General features: G+C 64.7%; 9 protein-coding genes and 2 pseudogenes. 7 read left to right on the top strand and 4 right to left on the bottom strand.

Features of this window, described 5'->3' with window-relative positions; all coding sequences use genetic code 11:
• Positions 1 to 73 precede the first annotated feature (73 nt).
• On the top strand, positions 74 to 487 hold the full coding sequence (locus CW360_RS11390; protein WP_093986474.1) for an SMI1/KNR4 family protein: 414 nt from the start codon (positions 74 to 76) through the stop codon (positions 485 to 487).
• 12 nt (positions 488 to 499) lie between these two features.
• Here the strand turns inward: CW360_RS11390 and CW360_RS11385 are convergent, their stop codons facing one another.
• On the bottom strand, positions 500 to 1,156 hold the full coding sequence (locus CW360_RS11385) for a GntR family transcriptional regulator (RefSeq protein WP_093986475.1): 657 nt from the start codon (positions 1,154 to 1,156) through the stop codon (positions 500 to 502).
• 185 nt (positions 1,157 to 1,341) lie between these two features.
• Between CW360_RS11385 and CW360_RS11380 the strand changes: the two genes are divergently transcribed.
• From CW360_RS11380 to CW360_RS11370, 3 genes are all read left to right on the top strand, one after another.
• Entirely contained in the window at positions 1,342 to 2,733 is a 1,392-nt protein-coding gene (locus tag CW360_RS11380; protein ID WP_101193770.1) for an aspartate aminotransferase family protein, read from the top strand.
• A 22-nt stretch (positions 2,734 to 2,755) separates the two neighbouring features.
• Entirely contained in the window at positions 2,756 to 4,123 is a 1,368-nt protein-coding gene (locus CW360_RS11375) for a glutamine synthetase family protein (RefSeq protein ID WP_101193769.1), read from the top strand.
• A gap of 239 nt (positions 4,124 to 4,362) precedes the next feature.
• Positions 4,363 to 4,839 (top strand): acyl-CoA thioesterase, encoded by a 477-nt coding sequence (locus tag CW360_RS11370; protein ID WP_093986478.1) that lies wholly within the window; start codon positions 4,363 to 4,365, stop codon positions 4,837 to 4,839.
• Between the two features lie 2 nt (positions 4,840 to 4,841).
• On the opposite strand, the gene CW360_RS11365 is transcribed toward CW360_RS11370, so the two are convergent.
• Positions 4,842 to 5,798: an L-threonylcarbamoyladenylate synthase gene (locus CW360_RS11365; protein ID WP_101193768.1), complete on the bottom strand. Its 957-nt coding sequence runs from the start codon at positions 5,796 to 5,798 to the stop codon at positions 4,842 to 4,844.
• A gap of 165 nt (positions 5,799 to 5,963) precedes the next feature.
• On the opposite strand from CW360_RS11365, the gene CW360_RS11360 reads away from it, so the two are divergent.
• Positions 5,964 to 6,857 carry a peptidoglycan DD-metalloendopeptidase family protein gene (locus tag CW360_RS11360; RefSeq protein ID WP_101193767.1) on the top strand — a complete coding sequence of 298 codons (894 nt, stop codon included), beginning with the start codon at positions 5,964 to 5,966 and terminating at the stop codon, positions 6,855 to 6,857.
• A gap of 5 nt (positions 6,858 to 6,862) precedes the next feature.
• Here the strand turns inward: CW360_RS11360 and CW360_RS17350 are convergent.
• A pseudogene (locus tag CW360_RS17350) lies at positions 6,863 to 7,555 on the bottom strand (transporter associated domain-containing protein); the annotation flags it as partial.
• Positions 7,556 to 7,570: 15 nt separating this feature from the next.
• Positions 7,571 to 8,125: pseudogene (locus tag CW360_RS17345) on the bottom strand (CNNM domain-containing protein); the annotation flags it as partial.
• A gap of 229 nt (positions 8,126 to 8,354) precedes the next feature.
• On the opposite strand from CW360_RS17345, the gene CW360_RS11350 reads away from it, so the two are divergent.
• The gene (locus CW360_RS11350) at positions 8,355 to 9,326 is read left to right on the top strand and encodes a TAXI family TRAP transporter solute-binding subunit (protein WP_101193765.1); all 972 of its coding nucleotides are present in this window, start codon (positions 8,355 to 8,357) and stop codon (positions 9,324 to 9,326) included.
• A gap of 115 nt (positions 9,327 to 9,441) precedes the next feature.
• The gene (locus tag CW360_RS11345) at positions 9,442 to 11,997 is read left to right on the top strand and encodes a TRAP transporter permease (protein ID WP_101193764.1); all 2,556 of its coding nucleotides are present in this window, start codon (positions 9,442 to 9,444) and stop codon (positions 11,995 to 11,997) included.
• Positions 11,998 to 12,000: the final 3 nt, after the last annotated feature.

The following is a 12,000-nucleotide window of genomic DNA, read 5'->3' as shown; positions in this document are numbered from 1 at the left end:
TAAGGTTTGAAGCAAGGCGGGCGCCACCGCACACTAGCGCCCCTGTTCCGTCATTAGCCCAGGAGTCTGAAGCGTGGAAGAGATCATCGAGGAACTGCGAGAGCGCAACGAACCGGTACCGGTGCCGTTGGAACTGCCGGATGAAGAGATGCTGGTGGACGTCCAGGAGCAGATTCTCATCCACCTGCCCTTTGCCCTGCGCGAATACCTGCTGACGGTCAGTGATGTGGTCTATGGCCGCCTGGAGCCGGTGACCGCCAGCGACCCGCACGCCCATACCTACCTGCCGGAAGTGGCCTCGGTAGCCTGGGATCGCGGCTTGCCACGCGACCTGGTGCCGCTGTGCCAGGACGGCGATGACTACTATGCGGTGGATGCCGAGGGTGAGGTGTTTCTGTGGCAGGCGGCCAGCGGCGAGCTGGCTGAGGAAACCTGGGAAACCGTGTGGCACTGGTGCCGGGATGTCTGGCTGGAGAGCGGCTACTGAGCCGCCTGTGATTCAGCTCGCGGGCTGACTGTCCAGCGCCAGCAGGTTGAGCAGCGCCTGGCCGCAGAAGCTCAGGTCGCGTTCGATGCTGGCACGGGCAGCCAGGGCATCCCCGGCGAGGATGGCCTGCAGGCACTGCTGGTGAAACTCGTTGAGGCGCAGCGATAGGTCGGCGGCAGTGAACAGCTGGTTGAAGAACGGTCCGACCTGGAGCCACAGCGACTCGATCAGGCGCAGCAGCAGCGGGTTGCCGGCAGCCCGGTAGAGGCCCAGGTGAAACTGGCTGTTGTGTTGCAGGTAGGCCTGGACGTCGCGCTGGTCGAGAGCTGCCTGCATGGCCTGGCTGGCCTGCTGCAGCTGTTGCAGGGTGTCGGCATCCATACGCCGGGCGCCCTCCTCGGCGGCCAGGCCTTCCAGACTCAGGCGTACTTGCAGCAAGTGCCGATAGCGTTCGGCATCCATCTGCGGAACGTGCAGTGAACGCTGCGCCTCGCCCTCCAGCGCACCTTCGGCCGCCAGCCGCTGCAGGGCGGCGCGCACCGGCATGGGGCTGGTGCCCCAGGCGGCGGCCAGGTCGCGGATTTTCAGGCGCTGGCCGGGTAGGTAGCGGCCGGCCAACAGGTCAGCGCGCAGTCGCTGGTAGAGCTGTTCCTGGAGGTTGCCGGACATGCTCGTCAACAGCCTTGCCAAGGCACAGACGCAGGGCTGGCGATCAATAAAAAAGTGCACATGTGAATTGACCCTGTGATCACAAGTAAGCCTGGATCATAACCTTGAAAGAGTTTTTTTGCCGTGATTGACAGTTATGTGATCACAAATCAGGATGTGTGAAAAAACGAACGAGGTGTTCAGGCATGACTTCCAGTGGCATCAGCAGCCAGGCCGTGGCGCAGTTCTTCGCTGCCGAGCAGGCGCGCTTCCTGCAACGCAACCCGCGCTCGCAGGCGTTGGCCGAGCGCGCTCGCCAGTCGCTGTTCGGCGGCGTGCCGATGCACTGGATGGCCGACTGGTCGACGCCCTGCCCGCTGTTCGTCGAGCGCGCCAAGGGGGCGCGTTTCCATGATGTCGACGGCCACGAGTACATCGACTTCTGCCTGGGCGACACCGGCAGCATGTTCGGCCACTCGCCGGAGCCGGTCGCCAAGGCCCTTGCCGAGCAGGCTGGCAACGGCCTGACCACCATGCTGCCCGGCGAAGATGCCCTGGTGTGTGGCGAGCTGCTCGCCGCGCGCTTTGGCCTGCCCTACTGGCAGGTCACGGCCACGGCCACCGACGCCAACCGCTATGTATTGCGCTGGGCGCGGGCGATTACCCAGCGCAATACCCTGCTGGTCTTCGATGGCTGTTATCACGGCACCCTCGATGACGTGATGGTGCGCCAGCGTGATGGGCGCACCCAGCACCGCAGCGGGCTGATCGGCCAGGCCTATGACCTGACCGAGTACAGCCGGGCCATCCCCTTCAACGATATTCCGGCACTGGAGGCGGCACTGGCCCAGGGTGACGTGTGCGCCCTGCTCTGCGAGCCGGCGATGACCAACATCGGCATGGTCCTGCCCGATCCGGGCTTCCTGGAAAAGTGCCGCGAACTCACGCGTAAATATGGCGCATTGCTGATCATCGACGAAACCCACACCATCTCCACCGATATCGGTGGCTGTACCCGCTTGTGGAACCTTGAACCGGACTTTTTCGTGCTCGGCAAGCCGATCGCCGGTGGCGTGCCCTGCGGGGTCTATGGCTGTAGTGCGGAGATGGCCAGCGCCATGCAGGCGGCCCGCCAGCGGGCCAGTGCCGGCAGCCAGGGGCACGGCCATAGCGGCATGGGCACCACCCTGTCGGCCAACGCCCTGGCCATGCACTGCATGCGCGCCAACCTTGAGCATGTGATGACGGTCGAGGCCTACCAGCACATGCTGCCGTTGGCTCAGCGCCTGGCCGAGGGCTTGCGTCAGGTCATTCGCAAGTATGCGCTGGCCTGGTCGGTGACCGAACTGGGCGCCCGCTGCGAGTTCCAGTTCTGCGCGCGGCCGCCGCGTAACGGCGCTGAGGCCGAGGCGGCCTTCCACGACGAGTTGCAGATGGCCCTGCATCTCTATCTGATCAACCGGGGCATTCTCATCACCCCGTTCCACAACATGACCCTGTGCTGCCCGCAGACCACGGCGGCGGATGTCGACTGTTTGCTGCACACCCTGGAACAGGCTCTGGGCGAGCTGCTGGGCATACCCGGCGCTCGCCTGTAACCCCGCCGCAAAGGATCATCGCATGCCCTTCGCCAACCCCCAGGAAGCCCGCGACTTCCTCGCCCAGCACCCCGAGGTGCGCCTGATCGAGCTGATGCTGATCGACGCCAACGGCATCCCGCGCGGCAAGCTGCTGCACCGCGACGAGCTGCTGGCGATCTACGAGAACGGCCGCCCGCTGCCCAGCTCCATCCTCTCGCTGACCATCCAGGGCGAGGACGTCGAGGAAAGCGGCCTGGTCTGGGAAGTCGCCGATGCCGACTGCTGGACCTACCCGCTCGCCGGCAGCCTGACCCTGCAGACCTGGCGTGCCAACCCCACCGGCCAGGTGCAGGTGAGCATGCACCCGACCCAGGGCGCGCCGGCCGCCGCCGGCGACCCGCGGCATGTGCTGGCGCGCTCCATCGACCGCCTCAAGGCCGACGGCTACCACCCGGTGATGGCGGTGGAGCTGGAGTTCTACCTGCTGGATAAAAACCGCGACGCCAACGGCCGCCCGCAACCGGCCGTGCAGGCCAACGGCGTACGCCCGCAGGCGCCGCAGGTGTATGGCGTGCTGGAGCTGGAGCAACAGCAGGCCTTCCTCGACGACCTCTACAGCGCCTGCGAGGCCCAGGGCCTGCCGGTGCGCACGGCGATTTCCGAGTACGCCCCGGGCCAGCTGGAGCTGACCCTGGAGCACCGCTTCGACGCCCTGCAGGCGGTCGATGAGGGCATCCGCTACAAGCGCCTGGTCAAGGGCGTGGCCAACAAGCACGGACTGATCGCCTGCTTTATGGCCAAGCCGTTCGGCGACCTGGCCGGCAGCGGCCTGCATATGCACGTCAGCCTGGCGGACGCCGAAGGCAACAACCTGATGGCCTCGGAAGACCCGCATGGCACCCCGCTGTTGAAGTATGCAATTGGCGGCATGATGGCCACGCTCAACGACGCACTGGCGATCTTCTGCCCCAACGCCAACTCCTACCGCCGCTTCCAGGCCAACAGCTACGCGCCGCTGGCCAAGAGCTGGGGCGTGAACAACCGCACCGTGTCGTTCCGCGTGCCCGGCGGCCCGGCCAAGAGCCGCCATGTGGAGCACCGCATCTGCGGCGCCGATGCCAACCCCTACCTGGCCGCCGCAGCGATCCTCGCCGGCATCCATCACGGCATCAAAAACCAGATCGATCCGGGCGAGGCCATCGTCGGCAACGGCTACGAGCAGGCCCGCGAAACCTTGCCGACCGACTGGCTGACCGCGCTGCGCACCCTGGAGCAGTCGGCCTGGGCCAAGGAAGCGCTGGGCGAGGACTTCCTGAAGATCTACCTGGCGATCAAGTGGGAAGAGTTCCGCCAGTTCGTCAGCGAGGTCGGCGAGCAGGATTGGCGCTGGTATCTGGTGCACGCCTAAGGCGCCCTGCAGTGAGCGTGCTCCGCGTCTTTAGTCCCGGCAGCGCGCAGCTTGCCGGATTGGCGCACGCCTGCGCTGCGATGGTGCATGGGCTGACTCGTGTGGCCAGCCGTGCCTGCGGTAGGTAACGGTTTGACGTATCCCGTGGAATACGGCCGCAAACTTGCATGCAGCCGAGTCGCTGGCCGTTTTCGGTGGCTGGCCTAGTCTTGCGCCTATCCAGCCATCCGAGGGAATCCATGGAATTTGCCAACAACCAGCTGACCATGACCGTGCTGATGACACCGGACAAAGCCAATTTTTCCGGCAACGTGCACGGCGGTACCCTGCTCAAGTACCTCGACGAAGTGGCCTATGCCTGCGCCAGCCGCTACGCCGGGGGCTACGTGGTGACCTTGTCGGTGGATCAGGTGATCTTTCGCCAGCCCATTCATGTCGGCGAGCTGGTGACCTTTCTCGCTTCAGTGAACTTTACCGGGCACAGCTCCATGGAGATCGGCATCAAGGTCATCACCGAGAACATCCACCAGCGCTCCGTACGGCATACCAACAGCTGCTTTTTCACCATGGTGGCCGTGGATGGCGAAGGTCGGCCACAGGCCGTGCCCGCGCTACAGCCGCAGAACGCGGAAGAGCGCCGGCGCTGGCGCCAGGCCGAGCAGCGCCGGCATATCCGGCGTGAACTGCAGCAGCGTTATGAGGCGCTGGAAGCGTAACGCTAGTCGCTGTCCGGCAGCGGTTGCGCGGCGCGTGCCAGGCGGTCATGCACGGCTTGCCAGGCTTCGCCGGCCGGTGGCAGCTGGATCAGCAGGCGCTGCGCACCGAGGCGATCCAGGCGGTAGAGGGCAGCGTAGAGCTGCCGGGCGTAGGCTTGCGGCTCATTGCCGAGATCGATGGCCGGCCCGGCACTGGGCTGTGCCTGGCCGCACCATAGCCAGGCGCAGGCCGGGTCGGCGAGTGCCTGCGCGGGGGGCTGGCTGAAACTCAGGCTGGGTGTGGCGGGTGCGTAGTGCCGATGGTGCTGGCCGGGTACGCGTAGTTCGCCGGCTGCGCCGAGTTGCAGCGGCTCCTCCAGTACGGCCTGCAAGGTGCTGGGGCCGAGCATGCCGGCGCGCAGCAGGCAGGCGGGCTGCCCAGGCAGCAGGCTGACGATGGTCGATTCCAGGCCAACCTGGCAGGGGCCGCCATCGAGGATCAGCAGGTCGCTGTCGGCAAACTGCTGGGCCACGTGTTCGGCACAGCTGGGGCTGATCGACATGTAGCGGTTGGCCGAGGGGGCCACCAGGCCGTCGCCGAATTGCTGCAACAGGCGCTGCGCCAGGGGATGGGCGGGCACGCGCAGGGCCACGCTGTCCTGTCCGGCAGTCACCAGTCGGGAAACCTCCGGGCGGGCCGGCAGCACCAGGGTCAGCGGGCCGGGCCAGAACGCCTCCATCAGGCGCTGCGCCTGCGCACTGATGTCTTGTGCCCACTGCGTGGCCTGGCTGGCATCAGCCAGGTGGACGATCAGCGGATTGCTCGGTGGCCGCCCCTTGAGCGCGTAGACCTTGGCTACCGCTGCCTCGTTGCGTGCATCGGCGGCCAGGCCGTAGACGGTTTCGGTGGGCAGGGCGAGCAGCTCGCCGGCACGCAGGCGGGCGCAGGCAAGATCAAGGTCGGTGGTCAGCTGGGGCATGGCAGGCGCTTCACGGCTGGGTGGAAGCCTATTGTGCCTGTGCCGGCGCGTGCCTGCAGCCCCGTAGGCGTCGTGCGCTGGCGCACAGCCTGTCAGGCTGACGGTCGCCGTCTGGCAGAGTGCCTGCTAGTCTTGCTTATCCCGTCATTTTTCGTGCTTACGCCCATGCTTTCGCGTCTGCTTGCCTTGTCCGCGTTATTGCTGTGCCTGCCGGTGCAGGCGCTGACCATCTACAAATATGTCGACCAACAGGGCGTGGTGACCTATAGCGACCAGGCCGTGCCGGGGGCGCAGGTCTTCGTGTTCCGTGATCGCATGGTCGAACGGCTGGACAATCAGGTGAAGCTGGAAACCCGCAAGCATGCCGGCGGCGAAACCCTGCTGGTGCGCAACGACCTGTTTGCTCCCGTGGAGGTCGAACTGCGCCTTGAGCAATTGCGCAATGTCAGCGGTGCCCCGGAAGGGCCTATTCGCTGGGTGCTGGCACCGCGCAGCCAGATCCGCCTGGCCACCCTTGCCCCGCGCAAGGCCGGGCAGCCGATGGCTTATACACCGCGGCTGCGTTATGCCATGGGCGATCCACGGCTGGTCCAGCAGCATTATCGCTACCCCCTGCCCTGGCGTGGCGGACCGTTCCGCCTGACCCAGGGACCGGGCGGTAGCTACAGCCACACCGGTCCCAAGGGGCGTTACGCCGTGGATATCGCCATGCCCGAGGGTACGCCGATCGTCGCGGCACGGGCTGGTATGGTGGTGAAGACCGAGAACCGGCAGAGTGGCCGGGGCAACAACCCGTCGGGCAATTTCGTGCGGATCCTCCACGATGACGGCACCATGGGGGTCTACCTGCACCTGATGCGCGGCTCGGTCAGCGTGCGCGAGGGCCAGCGGGTCGCCGTCGGCGAGCAGATCGGGCGCTCCGGGAATACCGGCAACAGCACCGGCCCGCACTTGCATTTCGTGGTGCAGCGCAATGTCGGCCTGGCCCTGGAGTCGATTCCTTTCGACTTTGCCCAGCCCATTGATCGCCTGCCCAACTTTGCCGTGGGTGGCGAATAAGTGGCCTAAGCGGCCAGGGTGACTTTGGCCAGGACGATTTTCGGGCCCTTCATCTTCTTGATACTGATACGCAGGCCGGCCAGCTCGAATTGTTCACCTTCCTCCGGCATGCGTTCCAGGCTGGCGTACAGCAGGCCGGCCAGGGTGTCGGCCTGGATGGCGTCGAGGTCTACGCCAAGCAGGCGTTCCAGCTTGAATAACGGCGTATCGCCGCGAACCAGTAACTTGCCCGGCTGGTAGCTGAGTACGCCGCGCTCTACCTTGCGGTGCTCATCCTGAATATCGCCAACCAGCACCTCCAGCACGTCTTCCATGGTCAGGAAGCCGATGGCCTTGCCGTCGGCCTCTTCCACCAGCGCGAAATGCGTACCGCCCTGGCGAAACTGTTCCAGCAGGCTGGCCAGGGGCAGGTGACGATGCACGCGCTCCAGCGGGCGCAACAGGCTGGCCAGGTCGAACTTGCCTGGGAGCATTTCCAGCAGGGAGAGCTGCAACAGCAGGTCCTTGATATGCAGCAGGCCGATGAAGCGCCCGCTGGCTTCATCCCAGACCGGGTAGCGGCTGTAAGTGTGCCGGCGGAACAGCTCGAAGACTTCATGCAAGGCCGCGTGGCTATCCAGGAAAACCAGGTCTTCCCGCGAATTGGCCCAGTCCAGCACTTCCAGTTCGCCCAGTTCGGCCGCCGAGGCCATGACCCGTTGGCTGGCCAGGCTGGCCTGTTCTTCACTCTGCGCCCGTGCTGTGCGGTAACCCGGGACGATGCCGGCCAGTTGTTGCAGGGCTGTGGCGCTGTGCTCGGCCAGGCGCAACAGGGGCCAGCTCAACAGGTAACAGCCTTGCAGCAGCCAGCCCAGGCGAGGCAACAGGTGTGTGGCCTGGCGGCGCGCCCAGTGGCGCGGCCAGTACAGTACGCCGAGTGCGTACAGGTAGAGCAGGCCTGCCAGCAGCAGGCCCACGAGTACGCCCTGCCAGCTGCTGGCAGCCGGACCCTGGCTAGCCAGGTAGCTGCCGAGGGTGGTGGACAGGCGGCTACCCAACAGCCAACCCAGGGCGATGCTCAGCGCGGCATTGCCGAGACGTCCGGCCCACAGGTAACGCTCGCGCTGGGCCAGCAGTGTGGCCAGGCGGCCCTGGCTGTTCTCGGGTTGTTCCGGGTAGTACTGCAGGCAGTAGCGCGACAGGTTGCAGCAGCCCTGGAAGGCCAGTAGCAGCAGGCTGTACAACAACAGCAGGGTGAGTGGGATGAGTGGGCTGGGTGCAGGATCCATGGCGATGGCTGTGTGGTCGACCAGTCAGAACAGTGGCGTTGCTCGCCCAGATTTGCAAGTCATCCGCCGCCTTGATCACGGCGTGGCTGATGCGGCGAAACTGGACTATGGTTGCCGGAGCCTGCCCGTTACAGACTTGCCAGTCAGGTGCTGTGGCTGTTTTACTCTGGCCCGCCAGGCCCACAAGGCCCGGTACAACTCTATCCGCAGAACAAAAGGAGCAATCCCCATGAAAGGCACTCCCCTGGCATGGGTACTGTCCGCAGCCCTGGCGGCAACCACCCTGGGCGGCGCGGTACAGGCCAATGAAAAATTCGTCACCATCGGCACCGGTGGGCAAACCGGCGTGTATTACGTTGCCGGCCAATCGATCTGCCGCTTCCTCAATCGCGGCAACAGCGAGCACGGCTTGCGCTGCAACGCACCGGCCAGCGGCGGTGGCGTGGCCAACGTGAATGGCATCCGCAGTGGTGAATTCAATTTCGGCATCATGCAGTCGGACCATCAGTACAAGGCCATGCAGGGGTTGGCGCCGTTTGCCGCCGAAGGTGCGATGGAAGACATTCGCGCAGTCTTTTCGCTGCAGAGCGAGGTCTTCACCGTGTTGGCCCGGCGTGATGCGCATATCCATGGCCTGGATGACCTCAAGGGTAAGCGCGTGAATATCGGCAATCCGGGCTCCGGGCAACGTGACACCCTGGAAGAAATCATGCGTGAAAAGGGCTGGGACAAGTCCGTCTTTGCCCTGGCCGCTGAGCTCAAGCCGGCCGAGCAGGCCAGCGCACTGGGTGACAACAATATCGATGCCATGACCTATTTTGTCGGCCATCCCAACGGCGCAATCCAGGAAGCTACCACCACGGTGGATGCGGTACTGGTGCCGATTACCGGCGAAGCCGTCGAGCAGCTCTTGGCCAAGGCCCCCTACTTCAGCAAGGCGGAAATCGCTGGCGGCCTGTACAAGGGTAACGATCAGCCGACCGCTTCGATCGGTGGCAAGGCCGTGCTGTCCACCAGCGCGAAGACCGATGCGGAAGTGGTCTACCAACTGGTCAAGTCGGTCTTCGACAACCTTGAGCGCTTCAAGCGTCTGCACCCGGCCTTTGCCGAGCTGAAGGCCGAGGACATGATCAAGGTAGGCCTGTCGGCGCCGCTGCACGAAGGTGCTGCGCGCTACTACCGCGAACGCGGCTGGCTGTGATCGCCAGGCGGCAGCGGTTTTGCGCTGCCGTCACCCCGCTCTGGAAAAACCCGCAAGCTGAGGCTTCGCGGGTTTTTCCGTTGCCGCGCTGGCGGCTTCTAGAGGTTGCCCTTACATGCAAGACAAACATCTTTCCACCGAAGAGCTGATTGCCCAGGATGTCGGTGCCCGCTTGCCGCAAGGTAGCATGGGACGCCTGATTGCCCTGCTGGCGTTGCTCTGGTCGCTGTTCCAGTTGTGGATCGCCTCACCGTTGCCCTTCAGCCTGGGCTTTGCCGTCTTCAACGATACGGAAACCCGCGCCATTCACCTGGCCTTTGCCTTGTTGCTGGCCTTTTTGGTGTTCCCGGCATTCAAGCGCTCGCCGCGTGATCGTGTGCCGCTGGCGGATATCGCGTTGGGGCTGCTGGCCTGCGCGACGGCTGCCTACCTGTTCATCGCCTATGCCGAGCTGGCGCAGCGTCCGGGTAATCTCACCGACCTGGATCTCTGGGTAGCCTGTCTGGGCCTGCCGTTGCTGCTTGAGGCTACCCGCCGGGCCCTGGGTCCAGCGCTGACGGTCATTGCCGCGCTGTTTCTGCTCTACAGCCTGCTGGGGCCCTACATGCCGGGCATTCTCGCGCATCGCGGGGTGAGCCTGACAGCATTGGCCAACCATCAGTGGATCACCACCGAGGGGGTCTTTGGGATTGCCCTGGGGGTTTCCACCAGCTTCGTATTTCTCTTCGTCCTGTTTGGTGCGTTGCTGGAGCGAGCGGGTGCCGGCAACTATTTCATCCAGCTGGCCTTCAGCCTGCTTGGTCATTTGCGCGGTGGCCCGGCCAAGGCCGCGGTGGTGGCCTCCGGATTGACCGGGCTGATTTCCGGTTCGTCGATCGCCAACACCGTGACCACCGGCACCTTCACCATTCCCATGATGAAACGCACCGGCTTTTCCGCCGAGAAGGCCGGAGCTGTCGAGGTGGCATCTTCGGTCAACGGGCAGATCATGCCGCCGGTGATGGGCGCGGCGGCGTTCCTGATGGTCGAATATGTCGGCATTCCCTATGTTGAGGTGGTCAAGCATGCGTTCTTGCCGGCGCTGATTTCCTACATTGCGTTGATCTATATCGTCCATCTGGAAGCGCTCAAGCTGGGCCTGCAGGCCTTGCCGCGCAGTGCTCCGCAGCAAACCTGGTTGCGTCGTCTGGCTGGCGTGGCGTTTGGTGCGGCGCTGCTCAGCGGCCTCTCACTGCTCGTCTACTACGGGTTGGGCTGGCTCAAGCCGGCGCTCGGCGAGGCGGCTAGCTGGGGGATTGGCAGCCTGCTGGCGTTGACCTACCTGGCTTTGCTGAAAGTGGCGGCGAGTCATCCGCCCCTACAGCTGGATGACCCGGAGGCACCGCTGGAGCGCCTGCCGGAGACGCGTGCGGTGCTGTTGTCCGGCCTGCATTTCCTGTTGCCGGTGGTGGTTCTGGTCTGGTGTCTGATGGTTGAGCGCTTGTCACCCGGTCTCTCGGCGTTCTGGGGCAGTGTGATGCTGATCATCATCCTGCTGACCCAGCGTCCGTTGCTTAGCTGGCTGCGCGGGGATGGCGGGGCTACCCATGGTGGCTGGTGCGACGGCCTGGTCGACTTGCGCGAGGGGCTGATCGCCGGGGCGCGCAACATGATCGGCATCGGTATTGCCACGGCGGCGGCGGGCATCATCGTCGGGGCGGTCTCGCAGACCGGGGTTGGCCTGGTGCTGGCCGATGTGGTGGAGTTGCTGTCGATGGGCAATCTGCTGCTGATGCTGCTGCTCACCGCGCTGTTCAGTCTGATCCTTGGTATGGGGCTACCGACCACCGCCAACTACATCGTGGTATCCAGCCTGCTGGTGCCGGTCATTGTCGGCCTGGGGCAGCAGAATGGTCTGATCGTGCCGCTGATTGCCGTGCATCTGTTTGTCTTCTACTTCGGCATCATGGCCGACGTCACCCCACCGGTGGGCCTGGCGTCGTTTGCGGCGGCGGCGGTATCCAAGGGCGACCCGATCAAGACTGGCCTGGTGGCTTTCTACTACAGCCTGCGTACGGCGGCGTTGCCTTTCCTGTTCATCTTCAATACCGACCTGCTGCTGATTGATGTGGACTTCTGGCATGGCGTGCTGATCTTCCTGGTGGCTACCCTGGCCATGCTGATCTTTGCTGCGGCCACCCAGGGTTACTTCATCGTGCGTAGTCGCTGGTATGAAAGCCTGTTGTTGCTTGTGGTCGCCTTTACCCTGTTCCGTCCTGGGTTCTGGATGGATCGCCTGCATGATCCCTACCAGGACATCGCGCCCACGGCGCTGGTCCAGGCGCTGGGTGACGTGGCAGCGGATAGTCAGTTGCGTCTGCAGGTGCTGGGTGAAAACGAAGTAGGCGATCCACGCCGCTTTACCCTGCTCTTGCCGGTGCCGGAGGGGGCGTCAGGCGAGGAGCGCCTGCAGGCGCTGGGTCTGCAGTTGATCGAGGAGGATGGCCGGCTACTGGTCGACAATGTTGCCTTCGGCAGCCTGGCCGCGCAGCTTGGGCTGGAATTCGACCAGCAGATCCTGGCGGTTCGCGCGCCGACTGACCGCTGGGCCAAGGAGTGGATGTGGCTGCCAGGACTGGCCTTGCTGGCGCTGCTGGTGTGGCTGCAATGGCGGCGGCGTCCCCGCCACTGAGTG

This window comes from Pseudomonas fluvialis, from assembly GCF_002835605.1.
In the GTDB taxonomy this organism is placed as follows: Bacteria; Pseudomonadota; Gammaproteobacteria; order Pseudomonadales; family Pseudomonadaceae; genus Aquipseudomonas; species Aquipseudomonas fluvialis.
This window is presented reverse-complemented; position numbering and strand designations above follow the sequence as displayed.